The organism is Comamonas sp. B21-038 (genome assembly GCF_022387135.1).
Taxonomy (GTDB): Bacteria; Pseudomonadota; Gammaproteobacteria; order Burkholderiales; family Burkholderiaceae_C; genus Comamonas; species Comamonas sediminis.
The window spans coordinates 3,835,139-3,853,188 of the sequence record NZ_CP092462.1; the positions used below are offsets into that span (position 1 = coordinate 3,835,139).

At 62.8% G+C, this 18,050-nt stretch carries 20 protein-coding genes; 11 read left to right on the plus strand and 9 right to left on the minus strand.

What is annotated here, in order from left to right; genetic code table 11:
- Window positions 1-49: 49 nt before the first annotated feature.
- The 3 genes from MJ205_RS17565 (at window position 50) to MJ205_RS17575 (ending at window position 2,179) form a co-directional block, all read left to right on the plus strand.
- Window positions 50-436, plus strand: coding sequence for a RidA family protein (locus MJ205_RS17565; protein WP_133855106.1), 387 nt, complete (start codon window positions 50-52; stop codon window positions 434-436).
- Window positions 437-545: 109 nt separating this feature from the next.
- On the plus strand, window positions 546-1,544 hold the full coding sequence (locus tag MJ205_RS17570) for a 2-dehydro-3-deoxygalactonokinase (RefSeq protein WP_239809636.1): 999 nt from the start codon (window positions 546-548) through the stop codon (window positions 1,542-1,544).
- Window positions 1,541-2,179 (plus strand): 2-dehydro-3-deoxy-6-phosphogalactonate aldolase, encoded by a 639-nt coding sequence (locus tag MJ205_RS17575; RefSeq protein ID WP_239809637.1) that lies wholly within the window; start codon window positions 1,541-1,543, stop codon window positions 2,177-2,179. Before MJ205_RS17570 ends, MJ205_RS17575 begins: the two co-directional genes overlap by 4 nt.
- A 77-nt stretch (window positions 2,180-2,256) precedes the next feature.
- Here MJ205_RS17575 and MJ205_RS17580 read toward each other — a convergent pair whose 3' ends face one another.
- The 3 genes from MJ205_RS17580 to MJ205_RS17590 form a co-directional block, all read right to left on the minus strand.
- Window positions 2,257-3,999 (minus strand): dipeptidase, encoded by a 1,743-nt coding sequence (locus tag MJ205_RS17580; protein WP_239809638.1) that lies wholly within the window; start codon window positions 3,997-3,999, stop codon window positions 2,257-2,259.
- A gap of 171 nt (window positions 4,000-4,170) precedes the next feature.
- Window positions 4,171-5,031: a DMT family transporter gene (locus tag MJ205_RS17585; RefSeq protein ID WP_239809639.1), complete on the minus strand. Its 861-nt coding sequence runs from the start codon at window positions 5,029-5,031 to the stop codon at window positions 4,171-4,173.
- Window positions 5,032-5,167: 136 nt separating this feature from the next.
- Window positions 5,168-6,565, minus strand: coding sequence for an aminotransferase-like domain-containing protein (locus tag MJ205_RS17590; protein WP_239809640.1), 1,398 nt, complete (start codon window positions 6,563-6,565; stop codon window positions 5,168-5,170).
- A 153-nt stretch (window positions 6,566-6,718) separates the two neighbouring features.
- On the opposite strand from MJ205_RS17590, the gene MJ205_RS17595 reads away from it, so the two are divergent.
- Window positions 6,719-7,159, plus strand: coding sequence for an acetyltransferase (locus MJ205_RS17595; RefSeq protein WP_239809641.1), 441 nt, complete (start codon window positions 6,719-6,721; stop codon window positions 7,157-7,159).
- Between the two features lie 33 nt (window positions 7,160-7,192).
- Here MJ205_RS17595 and MJ205_RS17600 read toward each other — a convergent pair whose 3' ends face one another.
- Entirely contained in the window at window positions 7,193-8,167 is a 975-nt protein-coding gene (locus MJ205_RS17600) for a LysR family transcriptional regulator (protein ID WP_239809642.1), read from the minus strand.
- Between the two features lie 149 nt (window positions 8,168-8,316).
- Here MJ205_RS17600 and MJ205_RS17605 point away from each other — a divergent pair, with 149 nt between their 5' ends.
- Window positions 8,317-8,559 (plus strand): hypothetical protein, encoded by a 243-nt coding sequence (locus MJ205_RS17605; RefSeq protein WP_133855114.1) that lies wholly within the window; start codon window positions 8,317-8,319, stop codon window positions 8,557-8,559.
- A gap of 168 nt (window positions 8,560-8,727) precedes the next feature.
- On the opposite strand, the gene MJ205_RS17610 is transcribed toward MJ205_RS17605, so the two are convergent.
- On the minus strand, window positions 8,728-9,321 hold the full coding sequence (locus MJ205_RS17610) for a TetR/AcrR family transcriptional regulator (protein WP_239809643.1): 594 nt from the start codon (window positions 9,319-9,321) through the stop codon (window positions 8,728-8,730).
- A 106-nt stretch (window positions 9,322-9,427) separates the two neighbouring features.
- Here MJ205_RS17610 and MJ205_RS17615 point away from each other — a divergent pair, with 106 nt between their 5' ends.
- Window positions 9,428-10,699, plus strand: a complete 1,272-nt coding sequence (locus tag MJ205_RS17615) for a beta-ketoacyl-[acyl-carrier-protein] synthase II (RefSeq protein WP_239809644.1) — start codon at window positions 9,428-9,430, stop codon at window positions 10,697-10,699.
- A gap of 123 nt (window positions 10,700-10,822) precedes the next feature.
- Here the strand turns inward: MJ205_RS17615 and MJ205_RS17620 are convergent, their stop codons facing one another.
- Together MJ205_RS17620 and MJ205_RS17625 are read right to left on the minus strand one after the other, a co-directional pair.
- Window positions 10,823-11,287 carry a hypothetical protein gene (locus MJ205_RS17620; RefSeq protein WP_239809645.1) on the minus strand — a complete coding sequence of 155 codons (465 nt, stop codon included), beginning with the start codon at window positions 11,285-11,287 and terminating at the stop codon, window positions 10,823-10,825.
- A 37-nt stretch (window positions 11,288-11,324) separates the two neighbouring features.
- Entirely contained in the window at window positions 11,325-11,657 is a 333-nt protein-coding gene (locus tag MJ205_RS17625) for a hypothetical protein (RefSeq protein ID WP_239809646.1), read from the minus strand.
- Between the two features lie 376 nt (window positions 11,658-12,033).
- Here MJ205_RS17625 and MJ205_RS17630 point away from each other — a divergent pair, with 376 nt between their 5' ends.
- A complete protein-coding gene (locus MJ205_RS17630) occupies window positions 12,034-13,425 on the plus strand; it encodes an RtcB family protein (RefSeq protein ID WP_239809647.1) in 1,392 nt (463 codons plus the stop codon).
- Window positions 13,426-13,536: 111 nt separating this feature from the next.
- Window positions 13,537-14,007 (plus strand): hypothetical protein, encoded by a 471-nt coding sequence (locus MJ205_RS17635; RefSeq protein ID WP_239809648.1) that lies wholly within the window; start codon window positions 13,537-13,539, stop codon window positions 14,005-14,007.
- Between the two features lie 23 nt (window positions 14,008-14,030).
- Here MJ205_RS17635 and MJ205_RS17640 read toward each other — a convergent pair whose 3' ends face one another.
- Together MJ205_RS17640 and MJ205_RS17645 are read right to left on the minus strand one after the other, a co-directional pair.
- Window positions 14,031-14,825: a class I SAM-dependent methyltransferase gene (locus MJ205_RS17640; protein ID WP_239809649.1), complete on the minus strand. Its 795-nt coding sequence runs from the start codon at window positions 14,823-14,825 to the stop codon at window positions 14,031-14,033.
- 121 nt (window positions 14,826-14,946) lie between these two features.
- Window positions 14,947-15,432 carry a hypothetical protein gene (locus MJ205_RS17645; RefSeq protein WP_239809650.1) on the minus strand — a complete coding sequence of 162 codons (486 nt, stop codon included), beginning with the start codon at window positions 15,430-15,432 and terminating at the stop codon, window positions 14,947-14,949.
- A 235-nt stretch (window positions 15,433-15,667) separates the two neighbouring features.
- On the opposite strand from MJ205_RS17645, the gene MJ205_RS17650 reads away from it, so the two are divergent.
- The 3 genes from MJ205_RS17650 (at window position 15,668) to MJ205_RS17660 (ending at window position 18,010) form a co-directional block, all read left to right on the plus strand.
- Window positions 15,668-16,177 carry a DUF1993 domain-containing protein gene (locus tag MJ205_RS17650; protein ID WP_239809651.1) on the plus strand — a complete coding sequence of 170 codons (510 nt, stop codon included), beginning with the start codon at window positions 15,668-15,670 and terminating at the stop codon, window positions 16,175-16,177.
- Between the two features lie 110 nt (window positions 16,178-16,287).
- The gene (locus tag MJ205_RS17655; protein ID WP_239809652.1) at window positions 16,288-16,728 is read left to right on the plus strand and encodes a hypothetical protein; all 441 of its coding nucleotides are present in this window, start codon (window positions 16,288-16,290) and stop codon (window positions 16,726-16,728) included.
- Window positions 16,729-17,149: 421 nt separating this feature from the next.
- Complete coding sequence (locus tag MJ205_RS17660) at window positions 17,150-18,010, plus strand: CFI-box-CTERM domain-containing protein (protein WP_239809653.1); 861 nt, start codon at window positions 17,150-17,152, stop codon at window positions 18,008-18,010.
- Window positions 18,011-18,050 lie beyond the last annotated feature (40 nt).

Consider the following 18,050-nt stretch of genomic DNA (forward strand, 5'->3'; position numbering starts at 1 on the left):
GGTTTATCGGTTGTTGATGTAATATCTTTACATACAGGAGACCCACCCCATGACAGTAATTACCCTAGGCCAAGCCCCTCTCGCATCGGACCGTCTGGCCCGTCCGCTCTCGCCCGCCGTGCGCGCTGGCGACTTTGTTTTTGTCTCGGGCACCGTGCCCACCGATGACCAGGGCCAGGTCGTGCCCGGCGGTATCGAGGCGCAGACCCGCGCCGTGTTCAAGCGCCTGGAAGAGGCCTTGGCGCTGGGCGGCTGCACCCTGGCCGATGTCGCCAAGGTCAACGTCTGGCTCGACGATCCGCGTGATTTCGGCAGCTTCAACCGCGTCTACATGGAGTGCTTTGGCGACCACCGCCCGGCACGCTCGACCGTGGAATCGCGCCTGATGATCGATGCGAAGGTCGAGATCGACGTGACGGCCTACAAGCCGCTGTAAGCCCATAGCCGCCACGCGCAGCAGGCGCGACAGCGTCCCGCTGCAGGCGCTTCTACAATGGCCCACGCAGACCACGTCTGCGTTTTTTTTTGGCCCTTTTTCACCGCCCATGCCCAAGCCCCCATCCTTTACTGCCCGCGCGCCGGGCGACCCGCGCCCCCGCATGATTGCCATCGACTGGGGCACCACCTCGCTGCGGGGCGCGCGCATCGATGCGCAGGGCCAGATCAGCGAGCGGCGCGCGCTGCCCCAAGGCATTCTGCAAGTGGCGCCTGGCGGCTTTGCCAATGCGTTTGCACAGCACTTTGGCGACTGGCTGGCCGAGGACCCGCAGCTGTGCCTGCTGTCGGGCATGGTGGGCAGCCGCCAGGGCTGGCAGGAGGCGCCTTACTGCCCCTGCCCGGCCGATTTTTCCGCGCTGTGCCAGCAGCTGCTCTGGCTCGATGTTCCTCAGGGCGTGCCCACGGCCATCGTGCCGGGCATGAGCAGCCTGGCGCAGAGCCAGGTCGATCCCGTGCAAGGCGTGCCCGATGTGATGCGCGGCGAGGAAATCCAGGTCATCGGCGCGCTGGCGTTGATGGGCAGCCGCGACGGCCTGCTGCTGCTGCCGGGCACACACAGCAAATGGGTGCAGGCGCAGAACAGCACGATCACCGGCTTCAAGACCTTCATGACCGGCGAGCTGTTTGCGCTGCTGGCCCAGCACTCCATCCTGGGCAAGACCCTGGACAGCAGCGCTGCGCTGGACGAGACCGCCTTCATCCAGGGCCTGGAGCGGGCGCAGAGCCCCGACACCCTGAGCCACCTGCTGTTTGGCACGCGCGCGTTGTCACTGTTTGGCGCGCTCGATCCAGCCCAGTCGGCCTGCTACCTCTCGGGCCTGCTGATTGGCCAGGAGCTGCGCACCATGCCGACGGCTGCTGGCAGCCGCGTCGCCGTCATCGGCTCCAGCACCCTGGTGCAGCGCTACAGCCTGGCGCTGCGCCATGTGGGCTGCGAAGCGGTCGCTTTTGGTGATGAGGCCACCTGGGCCGGCCACCAAGCGATTTACGACCACCTGACCCAGACGACCCTCTCCACACCGCAGTCACTGCCATCCCAGCCATGAACCTGATTCAAACATTCCAGGCCCTGCAGGCCAAGCTGCCGCTGATCGCCATCCTGCGCGGCCTCACCCCCGGCGAGGCTGTGCCCGTGGGGGCCGCCTTGCAATCGGCCGGTTTTGGCCTGTGGGAAGTGCCGCTGAACTCCCCCGAGCCGCTCGAGAGCATTGCCGCGATGCGCGAGGCCTACCCCCATGTGCTGGTGGGCGCAGGCACGGTGCTGACGCCTCAGCAGGTGCGCGATGTGCATGCCGCTGGCGGCCAGCTCATCATCTCGCCCAATTGCAACCCGGCCGTGATCGACGAGGCCGTCAAGCTCGGCCTCATCAGCCTGCCTGGCGTCTTCACCCCGACCGAGGCCTTCATGGCGCTGGAGCATGGCGCGCATGGCCTCAAGATCTTCCCGGCCGAGCTGGCCTCGCCCGCCGTCGTCAAGGCGCTGCTGGCCGTGCTGCCCAAGGGCAGCAATATCTACCCTGTCGGCGGCATTGCGCCGGACAACATGGCCCCCTGGCTGCAAGCAGGCGCGGCCGGTTTTGGCATTGGCTCGGCGCTGTTCAAGCCCGGCAAAACAGCCGCGCAGGTGCGTGTGGATGCGCTGGCGTTTGCAGAAAACTTTCGCGCTTCAAAGGCCGGCTGATCCGCTGATGTCTAGCCCGTAAAAAAGGCCTGCCCCGTAACGGGAGCAGGCCTTTTGCTTGGGCCACAGCCTCGTGCTTATTGCATTTGCTGCAGGTTCCCGATGCGCACCAGCATCTCGGTAAACATCTGCATATCGGCCTGCAGATCCGGCACTTCCTTGTACTCCAGCGCATTGTGCGCGGTGTACTTTTTGCCGGGCATCGCAGGGCCAAAGTTGATGGCATTGGGCATCAGCTTGGCGGTGGTACTGCCGGCAGTCGGCACGGGCTTGGCATCGAGGCCGGTGGTGTCGCCAAAGATGTTCAGCAGGGTCGAGAGCCAGGCACCCTTGGGATCGCGGGCCATCCAGTTGCCCTGGGTGTAGTCGATCTTGACGGGTACCTGGGTGGCAGCGCTCCAATTGGCAATGCCCTTTTCCACTTCGGCCTTCAGCTGCTCCGGCGATTTGCCGCGCGGCATGCGGGCATTGGCGGTCACTTCCAGCTGACCATTGCCGGGCTTGATCAGGTTGGGCGAGATGGTCAGCGGGCCCATGAAGTCGTCGGCGTAGGCGACATTCAGGCCCTTGCCAAAGTAGTCCATGCCAAACACGCCATTGATGTAGCGCACCGCTTCGCTGTACTGGTTCTGTTGCACCAGAGGCTGGCCCTGGGCGGGCATCAGCGCCGATTGCAGCAGCAAGGCCAGGCGCGGCACGGGATTCACGCCTTCTTCGGGGCGCGAGCCGTGGGCGGAGCTGCCGGTCACCTTGATATCGATCTTGTTGGCGCTGCTCACCAGGTCCACGCTGAACTTGCCAAACTGCTGGTTGCTGGCCACAAAGCCATCCTTGGCAGCCTGCAGCTTCTGGGCCACGGCGGCCAGCGCAGCCGCATTGCCAGCCTCGATCGTTGCCGTGGCGGTCTGGGCAATCGCATTGGCTGATGCGGCGCCCGCCATCGCGGTGATGGCCGGTTGCTGCGGGTCGGTCTTCACATCGGCAAAGCTGGCCTTGATGGCGCCCGTGCCTTTTTCAGCCACCACGGCCGGGTACTTGCTGTCGAGCACGATGTTGTAGTCGGGCAGCTTGGTCTTGTCGCGGTAGTACTTCATCGCATCACCACCGGTCTCTTCGGTGGTTTCGATCATCAGGCGGATGCTGCGCTGCAAAGGCAGCTGCGATTGCTTGACCGCCTTCATCGCATACAGCACCGTGGCGATCGAGCCCTTGTCGTCGATGGTGCCACGCCCGTAGAGCTTGTCGCCCACGCGGGTGACCTTGAAGGGGTCGATCTGCTGGCCATCCACCACCCATTCGGCCGGTACCACCGGCACCACATCGGCATGGGTCAGGATGCCGAACTCTTCGGTGCCCTTGCCCGGCAGGGTCACTTCAAAAATGCGGTTGTCCACATTGCGGTACTGCAGGCCAAAGTCCTGGGCCATCTTTTCCACCATGCGGCCAAAGTCGATGATGGCCGGGCTCTCGTGCGGCGGCACCTTGGGGTCGCGCACCGTTGGCAGCGCCACCATCTGGGTGATGCTGCTGAGCACCTGGTGCTCTTGCGTCAGGCGGGTGTAGAGGCCCAGCAGACGGGCCACATTGGCCAGGTCATCGCCTTGCAGCTGCTCGCCTTGCGTGTAACGCTGCACCGCTGGCGCCAGGCGCGTGTCCTGCTTGGCGGCGTTCTGCAGAAACTGTGCAAAGGTCGCCGGCGTCTTCACCGCTTCGGCGGCAATCGCATCGAGCGCCGGTTTTTGCAGCAGCTGGGCCTGGGCGCCGGCGGCTGCCAAGGCAATGCCCAACGCGATGGCGGTGTGGCGGAATACGGTCTTCATAGGGAACCTCGTCTCTTATATTCGAAAGCCGAAAGAATAGCCGTTTTCCGCCCCGCCCCACGCCAGAAAACGCCGCCAGCGCCACGCAGAACATGCCGAACATGCCCGCTGGGTACCGGATGCAGACAGCGCATCGGTCCACGGGCTGTCAAGCGCTGTGCGGCGGCTGGATCAGGCGTATTTTTTGGCCCCCGCCACGCAGACCACGGCCACCAGGGTCACGACCAGCATGGACCCGCTGACCTGCTCCTGCAGCAGCACGGCGGCCAGCGCCAAGCCCATAAAGGGCTGCAGCAGCTGCAGCTGGCCGACTGCCGCAATGCCGCCTTGTGCCAGCCCCCGGTACCAGAACACAAAGCCGATCAGCTGGCTGAATACGGCCACATAGACAAAGCTGAGCCAGGTGGCGCTGCGCACATGCGCCAGGCTGGCAGGGGCCAGCCACAGCGCCAACGGCAGCATCAGCGGCAGCGACAGCATCAGCGCCCAGCTGATGACCTGCCAGCCGCCCAGCTTGCGCGACAGGCGTGCGCCCTCGGCATAGCCCATGCCGCAAACCAGCACGGCGCCCAGCATCAGCAGATCGCCGATGAGCGAGCCCTGCCCGCCGCCCAGGGCTGCATAGCCCGCCACCACCGCCGCCCCCGCGAGCGAGAACACCCAGAACAGGCCCCTGGGCCGCTCCCCCCCGCGCAGCACCGCAAAAATCGCGGTGGACAGCGGCAGCAAGCCGACAAAGACAATCGAATGGGCAGAGGTCATGTGCTGCAGTGCCAAGGCCGTCAGCAGCGGAAATCCCACCACCACGCCCAAGGCCGCAATCGCGAGCGACGGCACATCGGCTGCCGCAGGCCGGCGCGCACGCTGGGCCAGCAAAAACGCACCACCCAACAGCGCTGCCACCACGGCGCGGGCACAGGTCAAAAAACTGGGGTTCAAATCCGCCACCGCCACCCGCGTGGCCGGCAGCGAACCGGCAAAAATCGCCACCCCCACCAGGCCATTGACCCAGCCGGCCGTACTTTTCTCCATGCAAGACTCCTTGATCGAGCCAGCAGTACACCATGGGGCCAGCACTGCACACCAGACACAGTGCAGTACAGTTTAAAGAAACTGTTATCGGTAAAAAGCAATACAATTTTTGGGTGGATGACCCAAAATCCGACCGTCAGCGGCCCGCCGTGGCCTGGCTCAAGGCCCGGGCCAGCACCGCAAACACCCGCTCATCTGCGCACTGCGATACGTTGAAGCGCAGATAATCCCCCGCCGACTGCGACTGGCTGAACGAGTTGCCAGGAGCCAGCACCACGCCTTCCTTCAGGCAAGCGCGCGCCACCGCCGCCGCATCGGCGCCTTGCGGCAGCCGGCACCACAGAAACATGCCGGCCTGCGGCACCAAGGCCGGCTCCACGCGCAGCTTGCGCAGCCGCTGGGCCACCTTCTCCATGTTCTCGGCCAGGCGCTGGCGCACCAGGTCCATGTGCTTGCGGTAGCCACTGTCGGTCAGGGTCTTTAGGATGATGTCCTGCGCCAGCCGCCCGGCGCCAAAGGTGGTGGCCAGCTTCAGATCGACCAGTCCCTCGATCCACTCGGGCCGCGCCGCCAGGTAGCCGCAGCGCACCGATGCCGAAATGGTCTTGGAGAAGCTGCCGATCTGGATCACCCGGGCCAGCCCGTCAAACGCCGCCAGCCGGGGCGCATGCTGGTTCTCGAAGTCGGCAAAGATATCGTCTTCCACAATCACTAGGTCCGAGTGTTCCACCAGCTTGAGCAGCCGGTGCGCCACCAGCGGCGACAGCGCGGCACCCGTGGGGTTGTGGATGCCGGCATTGGTGATGTAGAGCCGCGGCTGGTATTCCTGCAGGGCCTTGTCGAACAGCTGCACATCAGGCCCCTGCGGCGTGTAGGGCACGCCCACTGCCTTCACCTGGTGCGCCTTGAGCAGCGCATGAAAGTTGAAATAGCAGGGGTCATCGACCAGCACCGTGTCGCCAGGCTTGAGCAGGAAGCGGCACACCAGGTCGATGGCCTGCGTGCCTGACTCTGTCAGCATCAGCTGCTCGGGCGACACCTCGATGCCGGTAGCCGCCATGCGCCTGGCCAGCAACTGGCGCAGGCCCGGGCTGCCCAGCGGAGTGGCATATTCGGTCAGCTCAGCCAGCGGCCCCCGCGCCTGCGCGCGCAACGCCCGCCGAATGCCCTCTTCAAACATCCAGTCCGGTGGCAGCCAGCCGCAGCCCGGGCGCAAGGTCGTTTGCGCACTCTCCAGCGATTGGCGCGACACCCAGAGCGGATCAACCACCCGGTCCAGCTTGGGCCCCAGCTCCAGCAGCGCCAGCGGCGCCACCGGCCCGTTGACATAAAACCCTGCCCCCGGCCGCGCCACCACCAGGCCCTCAGCCGCCAGCCGCTCATAGGCCTCCACCACCGTCGACACCGACATGCCCAGCAGCCCCGCCTGCTGCCGCACCGATGGCAGCCGTGTGCCCGGCAAGTAGCTGCGCGAGGCCATACCGGCACGCACATGCGCCATCACCTGCTGGATAAGGGTTCCGTTGCGCGCCATCGTCAGCTCCACTGTTCTGCCAAAAACTCCATAACGGTGGAGCTTAATTGTTATTGGATGCGGATGCCAGCGATGGGCGGTGCAATGCCCATTCGCAGCTGCGCCATGCGCGCCTCACGGCCTCGGCACAGCAGGCCTGTGCATAATTCCACGATGATTACCATCCGCCCCTCCCGCCCCGAAGATGGCCCGCGCGCCGTCGAGATCTGGCGCCAGGCCGTCGACGCCACCCACCACTTTCTGCTGCCAGCGGACCGCGCGGCCCTCGATGCACTGGTCAGCAGCTTCCTGCCCCAGGCGCCGCTCTGGCTGGCCGTTGATGCGCAGGACCAGCCGCTCGCCTTCATGCTCATCGACAACGGACACATGGAAGCCCTGTTTGTGGACCCCGCCGCCCGGGGCCAAGGCCTGGGCGCCGCGCTGGTGCGCCATGGGCTGTCACTGCATGCGCAGATGAGCACCGATGTCAACGAGCAGAACGACCAGGCGGTGGGCTTTTACGAAAAGATGGGCTTTCGGCGCACCGGGCGTTCGGCGGTCGATGGGCAGGGGCGGCCTTATCCGTTGATCCATTTGAAGTACGGCGGTGCTTGATAACGCAGGCAAGCCCCAGCCCAGCGCGCATCGTTACCGCCCCGCTTCGCTGACTGCCGCCTGTGCCAACGCCGGATGCCCCGGCAGCACCTCCAGCAAATAGTCCACAAAGCTGCGCACCTTGGCTGGCACATACTGCCGGTCGCGGAAACAGGCAAAAAAGTCCAAGGTCACCTCCTCCAGCAGCAGCGGGCCCGGTGCGGCTTTGCGGCCTTTGCGCGCGGGCTGCAGCACCAAGGGCACCAGCCGCCCCTCCTGCACATGGCGCTGGGTGATAAAGCTGCCAGCCCAGACAATGCCGCCACCGGCAACCGCCAGCTCCACCAGCGCATCGATATCGGTGCCAATGGCGGCAACACGCAGACCGGGGTCGACCCGGCGGCCATCGCGCACAAAGGGCCAGCGCATAAAGCGCCCGTCCCGCTCGCGGCGGTACAGCAAACAGGCATGCTGCAGCAGATCCTCGGCCACCTGCGGGCGGCCATGCTTTTCCAGATACGCGGGCGAGGCGTACAAAAAGCGCGGCATGGCGGCGAGCGGCCGCACCGACATGCCGGGCTCCAGCACATCGCGGTAGCGGATGCTGACGTCCACATCCTCCTTGAGCACATCGACATCGCGGTCGGTCACCAGCAATTCCAGCTCCAGCTGCGGATGGCGCGCCTGGAAGGCCGGCAGCAACGGCGCCAGCACATGGCGGCCAAAGGCGGCCATGCAGGCCACCCGCAGCCGCCCTTGCACGGCCCCATGCACCAGCGACACATCGGCCTGCGCGCGCGCCAGCTCATCCAGCACCGGCGCCACCCGGGCCAGGTAGCGCTCGCCCGCTTCGGTCAGCGCCATCGAGCGGGTGGTGCGCGTGATCAGCCGCGTGCCCAGCTCGCGTTCCAGCCGCGCAATGTTCTGGCTGGCCGCCGCCGGAGAGATACCCAGCTGGCGTGCAGCCGAGGCGATGGAGCCCCCTTCCAGGGCTTTGACAAAGATGTCGATAGCGCGCAGATTCGTCATGAATGTGAATGTATCGCCAAACCGATTCGTAAATACTGCTTACGATTTCTGCAAGCGGGCGCCCTCTACCGCATCGTCTGCCGCATGCGTACAGTGACCAATCAGGCAGCGGGCCATGGGGCCCGGCCACGATGGATTTGGAGCCAGCTATGCAGAATGTGATTGAGGCAGTGACGCCCAAGGGCGATGTGGTTTTTCGGGCAGCGGATGGGAGCTATATCGTCGCCCAGCAGATCGATGCCAAGCCCTTGAAACAGGCGCAGATCCTGGAGGGCGCACTGGAGACCATCGGCATCGAGACTGCGACGGATGTGGCTACGGGGCTGCGCTACGAGTTCTTCATTGCCGGCTATGGGCTGTCGCGCGAAGGGGCCTTTGGGGCGCCGGAGTGAGGTGGCGCATTGAACACTAAATCCACCATTTCCGTCCTTAACTCCAAATTGTCGATTTAAGGATGAAAAGCGTGGATTTAAACCCTTTGCAATCCTCATTTGCGGATGGAGTGGTGGCCATCGACGCCAGCCATTTACTTTCAGAGCCCAACGCCGTCTTGAAACCTGTCATTCGCCAACCGGCGGCGCCAACTGCGCCCGCAAAGTAGCCAAGATCTCCTCAGACAACGCCGGGTTGCCCGCCGCCGTAGCGCGGGCCAGCACCAGGGCACCCACCATGCTGCTGAGCGTCACGATGGTCTGGGCGCGCTTGGCAGGCCCATCGCCCGGCACGACTTCCATAAAGCGCTGGATATTGCGCTCCACCCCTTGCGCAAATGCTTCGGACATCTCCGGCCCCGCGCGGGCCGCATCGGTGGCCAAGGCGGCGGCGGGGCAGCCTTCGCCCGGATGGTCGCGGTGGTTGGCCGACAGGTAGCCATGCACCAAGGCGCGCAGCCGGGCGGCGGGCGCATCGTCAGCAGCTGCAGCATCCAGGCCTTCGAGCGGCGTGATGGTCCAGTCAAAGGCGCGCAGGCAGGCCTCTCTGGCGAGGGCATCCTTGGACGCAAAGTGGCGGTAGAGCCCGCCGTGCGTCAGGCCCGCATCGCGCGTGATCTCGGCCACACCCACGCCCTCCAGGCCTTTTTCCCGGTAGAGGCGCGCAGCGGCATCCACGATACCTTCGCGGTTTTCGGCGGCTTGTGCTTTGCTGACTTTCATGCGTTAGATGATACCCATCATCAAAACTCATTTATGATGACGACCATCATCAATAAGGCTGGGCACCCGTTTTAGCACGATAGCGTCCAACCGCGAAAGCTGCCATATGGATCGTCGCGTCGTCATCACCGGGCTGGGCCTGGTGTCACCGCTGGGTTGCCTTGTAGAGCTGGCCTGGCAGCGCTTGCTGGCGGGCCAATCGGGCGTGCGTGCGCTGGCTGCCGAAGTCGGTGAAGGCACTGGCGTCACAGTCGCCGGCCGCGTACCCAGTCTGCAAGAAGACCCACAGGCCGGCTGGGGCGCCGAGGCCATCATCGCCGCCAAAGAGCTGCGCCGCATGGACCGCTTCATCACCTTTGCGCTGGGCGCCGCAGACCAGGCGCTGGCGCATGCGCAGTGGGGCCAAGCCAGCGCCGAACAGTTGGAGCGTGCAGCCACCGTCATCGGCTCCGGGGTCGGCGGCTTCAGCACCATCACCGACGCGGTACGCACCACCGATGGCAAAGGGCCGCAGCGCCTCTCGCCCTTCACCGTGCCGGCCTTTCTGGCCAACCTGGCCGCCGGGCAGGTTTCCATCCGCCACCAGCTCAAGGGCCCGCTGGGCGCGCCAGTCACCGCCTGCGCCGCCAGCATCCAGGCGATTGGCGATGCAGCACGCTTGATCCGCAACCATGAGGCGGACATGGCACTGTGCGGCGGCAGCGAGGCCACGATTGACCGCGTGGCACTGGGCAGCTTTGCCGCCGCCAAGGCCGTCGCCACCGGCGGCGAACACCATCCCGGCCAGGTGTCCCGGCCTTTTGACATGGCGCGCGAAGGTTTTGTGATGGCCGAAGGCGCAGGCCTTCTGGTGCTGGAGGCTTTGGACACTGCGCTGGCACGCGGCGCCACACCACTGGCTGAAGTGGTGGGCTATGGCACCTCGGCCGATGCCTACCATGTCACCTCCGGCCCCGAGGACGGATCCGGTGCCGCCCGCTCCATGCGCGCCGCCTTGCGCCAGGCGCAGCTGCAGCCGGGCGATATCCAGCACCTCAATGCCCATGCCACTTCCACCCCGGTTGGCGACCGCGGCGAGCTGGCCGCCATCCGCCAGGTGTTTGGTGCCGGCGAGGGCCCCTCCATCACCGCCACCAAATCGGCCCTGGGCCATATGCTGGGCGCCGCCGGCGGGGTTGCTGCCATCTTTACCGTCTTGGCCTTGCGCGACCAGATGGCGCCGCCTGTGCTCAATCTGGACAACCCGGACCCCTTGGCCGACGGTCTGGATCTGATTCGCGGCAGTGCGCGGGCGCATTCGATCGAGCATGCGATGCTCAATGGGTTTGGGTTTGGGGGGGTGAATGCTTCGTTGGTGTTGAAGCGGTATGGGGTTTGAGGTGATGTGAGACAGGTGCCACCTGATACCTGAGAGATTCAGTCTCAAGAACCATTGCAAGCATCTGCGCAAATTTGCTCACTCTAGAGCGCGCTGCCAGGCATATTGGATGCCCCTCAGCCCTCAGGGTGGCGTCAGTCCTGGACGCACCGCATCCCGAAGAAAGCGCTCGGGATCTTGTATATATGCTGCAGCGCGGGAACACCTGAATGCCGATTCAATGGCCGAAGGACTGGCTTCCACCAACCTCCAAAGTTCAACGGAGAAAAGTTTTGCCTCCAGTAACTTGCAGAGATCGCAAATCCGATTGACGAACTCGGAGTCTCGGGACCTCGCATCAATACGAGCACTGATCCCCCCTTCCGACGCCTCATCAAGAACCACGTCGACTCTATTTCCTGCTGTGCTTCCGTAAACAAACCAGTCGTCCATCATTTCATCCGGCTCACCGAGGCGATCCAATAACCAAACCTGTGCAACAGACGCTTCGTGACTTGAAAATGTTGACGCATCAAAGCATTCTTGCGCCCTGACCGGCAAGTGGCCATCGCGAGGTATGAATAGGAGGTCGAATTGCCAAACTGCCATCGGTAGCGCGATCCTTTCTGCCAATACGGTGCAGCACTTATGAAAACCGTTCAATGAGCCGGTCACATGCCAAGCGCACAAGTCTCACATGCTCCTCGTGCATCGCCAATGCCTCGCTGTCGCACTTCTCAAGCCAAGCTTGGGAGCAATGCTTACGAACTTCTGGCGAAGGATGGTGATCCGTTTCGCTCGCTATCGCAACGAAAAGCATAAAGTCAGGATCGTTTTCAAGGCGTGAATCACTGAACCTCAGCGCAGCCAACAGACGAATCCCCTCGATGAATGGGGTCCTGCGATGGGCAAGGTCGCGGGCAGTGTTAACCACTGCGTTCTTGGTCTCCAATCGGAGCGTCTCATCAACGCCATGCATACCAACTCCTCTCGAACCATAGTTTCAACAGCCGGTGCCAATCCGAATTTGCCCATTGTGCTGTACTGCCTTTGCCATGTTCGACATCTGTTGAAGCCATCGAGCTACCGAGCTGCTAGTGATGCCCATTTAATGAACTGGACAGCTTACACACCAGCATGGGATGCACGGCCAGCCTGAGCGATTTCGTTACTGCGCATGACGCGCAACCCTGCACACCGCGTTGCGCAAATGCCTCGCCCAACAAATGGGCCTTCGCATGGAAACCCAGGTGGCCTATACTCGGCCACCTCATCCTTCTTGGTGCTGCTGCCAGAAGGTGCGTAGACCCTCCGTCACACGGAGGGTGTTTGTTTGCGTACCTGTTTTCAGCATCATGTCGAACTTTCCCCGACTCCAAAAAGCCCTGTCTCGCCAGGGCATCCATGTCTCGTTCCGAGACGGTATCTACAACATCCACAACGCGCATGCAGCGGCATCGATCCTGCTGCCCGCCACTTTGCCCCTGGAGCAAAAGGCAGTGACCCAGCTGCTTGAGTTTGCCTCCGTGGCCGATCCGCAGGGCCAAGGCGCTGTCTGCAAGGCCTGTGCAACGCCCGACTTCCACCCGGGCAGCATTGCGCCGGTTGGCGCCGTGGTCGCCACATCGCGGGACTTTGTCATACCCGCCGCGATAGGCACCGACATCAACTGTGGCATCCGGATCATGCGCACGGGACTCAACCTGGCCCAGGCCGAGGCACACAAGACCAACATCATTGCCAAGCTCAAGCGAGCCATTCTGGAGAATGGCCGCGATGTGCCGGTGCGCAGTGCCGGCTTCAAGGCGCTGTTTGACGATGGCACGGCCAGCTTTTTGGAGCAACTGCCCGAGCTGGGCCTGTGGCGCGCCGCCGATCGCGATCAACTTCAGCGCGAGCTGGCAGCCTGCGTGGGGCTCGACAGCTTCCAGGGCGATGCATGCTATGGGCCTGAGGCCTTGATGCAAAGCCGCGAAATCGTGCGTCCGCCCTCTGCAGCGGAGCTGGGCGGAGGCAACCATTTTCTGGAGTTCAATGTTGTCGACGAGATCTTCGACCGGCATGCGGCTTACGAAGCAGGCCTTAAAAAAGGCGATATCACCGTGATGATCCATACCGGCTCGCGCGATGTAGGCTTCTATGTGGGCCGCCGCTGGATGGACCTGGCCAAGCAAGCGTGGCCCCAAGGCCTCAAACACCCCAGCCATGGGCTCTATGGCTTGAGCGGCCATCTGGCTGCCGAGTACATGAAGGCCATGGGCGTGGCCGCCCGCTACGCCTGGTTCAACCGCATGGCCCTGGGCGAAATCGTGCGCCAGCAATTGGCCGATATCGCAGCGCCAGATGCATCGGCGGTGATTGTGGATGTGCCGCACAACGTGGTTCTGCAAGAAGGCGAATTCAATGTGCACCGCAAAGGCTCCACGCCCGCGCATGACGGCCAGTGGGCCTTGATCCCTGGGTCGATGGGCGACCACTCCTACCTGGTCAAGGGCCTGGGCCACGAGGACTGGTTGCGCTCCTGCAGCCACGGCGCTGGTCGCCAGGTGCGCCGCCAGGATACCCGCCGAATGAAGCAGCCCCTGGTCGACACGGTCTGGCAATGCATCACCTTGCGTGAGGAGCGGCTCATCGAGGAAGCACCCAGCGCCTACAAACCTGTGGGGCCCGTTTTGCAGGCCCAGGAGCAGGCAGGTTTGATCCGCGCCAGCGTTCGCTTGAAGCCTTGGCTAACGTTCAAGGCTTGATGGCTACAGAAAGCCGTTGGTCTTGATGGCCAGCGGCTTTCCTGGCAGCAAGCCAATGCGCTAACCTGCACGCTCAATTGCATGTCTCAACCCAGATTTTTTTGTCTACACATGAACACCATTGACGCTGGAATGCACAAATCGCGAACTGCCAATAGCCCGCACCCTGTTCTGCGCATTGACGGTGTACCGCTTGAACAGTGGATCAAGGGCGTGAAGGATGTTGCCGGGGACGATATGACCGACTACCTCGTTCCCGCCCAAGGATGGCTGATCGACCAAGCAGACTATGACAATGCATGGCATTTGCTCGGCCCTCAGAGCGAAGGCAGCGCCACCGTCGTGCCGGTTTTGGTGTGCGCCAATGATATGGACATGAACTGCACCGTCGTGGTCGTTGAGCAGACGGTCAATGCAGACACGGTGGTCTGGGAGCGGTTTGGCCAAGCAGTCGATGTGCGCCACGGCATAGTGACTTCGGTGAAATGGATCACACCCCATCAGAAAGCGGTTTTTCCTCTGTCCTCTTTTCGCGCGGCAGCAGCCGAGATGAAAAGGCTTACGGACGAGGTGTGGACATAGTCACACCAACATCACCAAGGCGTTCAGGCAATCTTCAACGCCCGGGTCGCCATAAACGTCGGCATCACGTTCTCGACCACAAAGCGCGGATGGGGCTGCCAGTCCTCATGGAAGCCGGTGAGGACCAAGCCCGCATCCAGCTGGCCGCCAATCTGGTCTGCCAGCGTATGGCCAAACACCAGGGCCTCGCCGCGTTCGCGTTTGGCGGCCAGGTCTTCAGCAGACAAGTGCGCGATATCGGAATAAGGCAGCCGGCGGTTGGGGCGCACGAGACCTTGAGCCGTCAAGGCCGGGTCGCGGTCAGCCACAAAAACCACCGGGTTCCAAAAGCTCGACAGCAGCTCTCCTTGCGGCGCCAGCACGCGCACGCATTCGCGCCAGACCGGGCGCACATCGGGGATATAGAGGTTGGAGATGGGGTGGAAGATGACGTCAAAGCTCGCGTCATCAAAGACAGAGAGATCACGCATATCGCCCTGCACACAGCGCAGGTCCAGGTCCTCTCTGGCGGCGACCTTGCGGTCCTGGTCCAGCTGCCCTTCGGAGAAATCGAACACGGTCACATCAGCGCCCGCCGCCGCCAGGATGGGGGCTTGCTGCCCGCCTCCGGCTGCCAGGCACAGAATGCGCCGACCGCGCACCTGATTCAACCACCCTGCGGGCAAGGGCCCGGGCGTGAGACGGGCGGCGCTCCAATTGCCTGCACGGGCGGTTGCAATCTCTTCAGCGCTGACTGGGGCCGACCAGGCGCAGCCTTGCGCGGCCTGGCGGTTCCAGGCGGCTTGGTTATGGGTGAGTAGGTCGATGGGGTCTGTCATGGCGTCCTAGTGGTGCCCAGCTTCCGTCACCGGTCCGGGTATACGGGCAGTTGGTATTGATGCGGTTTGGAGTCGATCGGTGCCTCTGTCATCTCAAACAGCCCGCAACCGGGCCTTCTGCTCAAATTTCATAGGCATAGCTGCACCGCAACTCAGCCCCTTTCAGCGCGGCTTTAAAAGGCTCCGGAGCCTCTTGGAGGATGGCAACAAAGCTAGCTTTGAGTTTGCCGCCACCCATGCTGCCCTTGTACTTGATGCTCTTGGGCTGGGCCTGGAGCTGCAGCCTGTTGGCGCCAGCTAGGGTCACATCCAACGTGAAGATGCCACGGCGAAAATCCGTGCGCTCAGTGGCCTCAGCCTGTGGCGACGCCAAGCCCAGGGTTTGCGCACCGTAGGTAAGCTGGAGGTCGACTTCCACGATGGAGGCGGGAATGGCGCCCACCAAGCTTATCGCCTGCCCGGCATGGCTGCCGCTGCAGTTCAGTTGTGCGGTATTGGCACCGGCGATGGCCTGGCCGGCGAGTGCGAATGGCGACACCAGTGCGCAGAGCAGCAAGCATTTTTTCATCGGTTCTCCTTCAGGAGCAGGACAGGGGTTGCGCAGCATGGGCTGCATCAGATCGGCGGCATCGATAGGTCCATCTGGGCCTGTGAATGGCGGTGCCCTCCACCTGGTCATAGATTGTCGTCGGCCTATATTCATGGATGCAACTGGCAACCAGCCAGCCGATAACGGCACCATGCGCGCTGTTACATCCGTTTGCTGGTAGCCTCCGAGGGCAGGCAGAATCTCTGCCAGCCCCACCTCGGCCATCGTGCCATTTCTAAAAAGTGAACTCTCCATGACCAGCCCGCTGTACACCGCCTCCATTCCCGTCATGCAGCAGATGTTGCGTGCCCTGTCAGAGGTGCTCAAGAAGGCCGAAGACCATGCGGCGCAACGCAACATCGATCCCAACGCGCTGCTGCAGGCACGGCTGTTTCCCGACATGTTTCCGCTCGTCCGCCAGGTGCAGATCGCCTCGGACTTCTCCAAGGGCATTTCCTCCCGCCTCGCAGGTGCCGAAGTGCCATCCTGGCCCGACACGGAGACCAGCTTCGCCGACCTGCAAGCCCTGATCGCCAAGGCGCTGGCCCATCTCGAATCCTTCCCAGCCGCGCAATTCGACCACAGCGAAAGCCGCGACATCGTATTGCGCCCCGGCACGCCCAAGGAAAAGAAGCTGACCGCCACTGCGTATCTCCTGCACTATGGGCTGCCACAGTTCTTCTTCCATGTGACCACTGCCTATGCGATCCTGCGCCACAACGGCGTGGAGATTGGCAAGCGCGACTATATGGGTGCGTATTGACGTCCGGTGGACCCTCAGGGCTGTGCAACATGGCAGCCGTTCCCTGCTCCCGCACCGCTTTCAGGTAAATACCGGCTTTGACTGCACCCTGTGCCCGCATAAAGATCACCATGTACATACTCAGCACGGGCGCTTCTGCGCTGCTCATCGGGGCAGCGTTCAGCGCTGCCGCTGCCGTGGCCCATATGGCCTGTATCGTCATCGGCCCGAAAGCCTATCGGTTCATGGGCGCAGGGGAGCGCATGGCCCGAGCGGCTGAAGCCCAGCAACTCCGGCCTACCCTGGTGACGCTTTCCATAGCGGGCGTGCTTTTGATCTGGGCCGTCTTTGCGCTTTCTGGCGCAGGTGTTCTCCGGCAACGGCTTCCGCTCACCCAATGGGTGTTGGTTGCTGTGAGCGTTGTCTTCATGGCCCGATCTGTCGCATCTCCCCTTCTCAAGGCGAAGTTTCCAGAGAACTCAACCGCGTTTTGGATAGTCTCGTCCGGCATTTGCGGCTTGATCGGTCTGCTCCATGCCTATGGCACCTGGTCACTCTGGTCCACTTTCTGAGCGCCAGGCTTCAAAGCCACGGATACTTGCCGGGGCCTGCACAATGCCTTGTCCAGACACTGGGCAGTGGGCTGCCATTGGCCCGTTCAGGCAGCGGTAGACTCTCCAGGGGCCAGGGCCCATGCGCGGATGCGCCGCATCCCGATGCAACCCACCGGTATGGGCGCCCCCACCATTTGCCTGGAAATGGTCCACCCCCTGGAGGTATCCTCTGCAAAACCCTTTGCCCAACGGGCTCTGAGGTTCCAGAGACTTCAAGATAGCGAAAGCGTTTATGCCATTTGTGCCCGCCTTATGCCCCTCCTGCTCGGGGACTCTCCAAGTACCCGACGATCGCGACGTCGTCAAATGCATGTACTGCGGCGTCGATGTGGTGGTGAGGCAAGCGATCCGATTGATCTCTGGCAGTGCGTCCACTTTCATGGAGCTCGCAGATGTCGCTTTGACGGCAGGAAATTTTTCAGAAGCCTATGGCTATTACACCAAGGTGCTGGAGATCGAGCCACGCAATGCGGCGGCCTGGTATGGCAAGGGGAAGGCAGCGGGCGCGCTGGGCAATAGAAACTTTCAACACCTGAAAGAAATGCAGGTCGCCTTTGCGCAGGCCATCAAGTTATCCACCGCCGACAAGCGGGAAGACATGAAACTGGCCGCCGCACAGGATATGGCACGCATTGGTGCCACGAATTACCAGATGGCATATTCCATCATCACAAAGCTTGCCGCTGCCCCTGGTGCATGGGCCAGCCATTTGGTGCTGTGCCGGGAGATCATTTCACTCCTTGAGACCGCGCACACGTACAAGCCCCAGGACAGCCAGATCCTGAAAAATATTGTCCAGATATGCAATGACAATATTACCGGCATCAAATTCAAAGACCCCGCCAATGACAACGCCGTAACCGTCAAACACCTCGATGACCAATACGAGAAAGAACTCCGGTCCATCTTTGATCTGTATGCCGCAAAACTCGTGGCACTGGAGCCAGGCTATCAGCTCCCGTACCCAAGAAGAAAATCGCTGCATTGCTTCGTGATCACCGCCACGATGGGGAGCGTGCACCACCCGAATGTCATTTTCCTGCGCGCCTTCCGGGACAAGATGCTGGTCCGCACGGTACTGGGCAAGGCGTTCATTCGGTGGTATTACCGCCATGGCCCCAGGATCGCGCAACACATCGAAGGCTCTCGCTGGGCACGGTCGGCCGCCTATGTGTTCATCGTTGTGCCCGCTGTGGCGATCGCCAGGATGATGACCTGGGTAGACAGACATTTGCGATGACCACGATGGACCGCATCAGCGCCGGTCAGGCTGCGCTGCC

Excerpts from the sequence above, each read along its gene's own strand:
- MJ205_RS17580 (WP_239809638.1), bottom strand. The coding sequence starts at position 3,999 with ATGAAGACCGTATTCCGCCACACCGCCATCGCGTTGGGCATTGCCTTG.
- MJ205_RS17620 (WP_239809645.1), bottom strand. The coding sequence starts at position 11,287 with ATGGCAGTTTGGCAATTCGACCTCCTATTCATACCTCGCGATGGCCAC.
- MJ205_RS17595 (WP_239809641.1), top strand. The coding sequence starts at position 6,719 with ATGATTACCATCCGCCCCTCCCGCCCCGAAGATGGCCCGCGCGCCGTC.
- MJ205_RS17635 (WP_239809648.1), top strand. The coding sequence starts at position 13,537 with ATGAACACCATTGACGCTGGAATGCACAAATCGCGAACTGCCAATAGC.
- MJ205_RS17645 (WP_239809650.1), bottom strand. The coding sequence starts at position 15,432 with ATGCTGCGCAACCCCTGTCCTGCTCCTGAAGGAGAACCGATGAAAAAA.
- MJ205_RS17570 (WP_239809636.1), top strand. The coding sequence starts at position 546 with ATGCCCAAGCCCCCATCCTTTACTGCCCGCGCGCCGGGCGACCCGCGC.
- MJ205_RS17575 (WP_239809637.1), top strand. The coding sequence starts at position 1,541 with ATGAACCTGATTCAAACATTCCAGGCCCTGCAGGCCAAGCTGCCGCTG.
- MJ205_RS17565 (WP_133855106.1), top strand. The coding sequence starts at position 50 with ATGACAGTAATTACCCTAGGCCAAGCCCCTCTCGCATCGGACCGTCTG.
- MJ205_RS17630 (WP_239809647.1), top strand. The coding sequence starts at position 12,034 with ATGTCGAACTTTCCCCGACTCCAAAAAGCCCTGTCTCGCCAGGGCATC.
- MJ205_RS17625 (WP_239809646.1), bottom strand. The coding sequence starts at position 11,657 with ATGCATGGCGTTGATGAGACGCTCCGATTGGAGACCAAGAACGCAGTG.
- MJ205_RS17650 (WP_239809651.1), top strand. The coding sequence starts at position 15,668 with ATGACCAGCCCGCTGTACACCGCCTCCATTCCCGTCATGCAGCAGATG.
- MJ205_RS17610 (WP_239809643.1), bottom strand. The coding sequence starts at position 9,321 with ATGAAAGTCAGCAAAGCACAAGCCGCCGAAAACCGCGAAGGTATCGTG.
- MJ205_RS17585 (WP_239809639.1), bottom strand. The coding sequence starts at position 5,031 with ATGGAGAAAAGTACGGCCGGCTGGGTCAATGGCCTGGTGGGGGTGGCG.
- MJ205_RS17615 (WP_239809644.1), top strand. The coding sequence starts at position 9,428 with ATGGATCGTCGCGTCGTCATCACCGGGCTGGGCCTGGTGTCACCGCTG.
- MJ205_RS17655 (WP_239809652.1), top strand. The coding sequence starts at position 16,288 with ATGTACATACTCAGCACGGGCGCTTCTGCGCTGCTCATCGGGGCAGCG.
- MJ205_RS17640 (WP_239809649.1), bottom strand. The coding sequence starts at position 14,825 with ATGACAGACCCCATCGACCTACTCACCCATAACCAAGCCGCCTGGAAC.
- MJ205_RS17590 (WP_239809640.1), bottom strand. The coding sequence starts at position 6,565 with ATGGCGCGCAACGGAACCCTTATCCAGCAGGTGATGGCGCATGTGCGT.
- MJ205_RS17660 (WP_239809653.1), top strand. The coding sequence starts at position 17,150 with ATGGAGCTCGCAGATGTCGCTTTGACGGCAGGAAATTTTTCAGAAGCC.
- MJ205_RS17600 (WP_239809642.1), bottom strand. The coding sequence starts at position 8,167 with ATGACGAATCTGCGCGCTATCGACATCTTTGTCAAAGCCCTGGAAGGG.
- MJ205_RS17605 (WP_133855114.1), top strand. The coding sequence starts at position 8,317 with ATGCAGAATGTGATTGAGGCAGTGACGCCCAAGGGCGATGTGGTTTTT.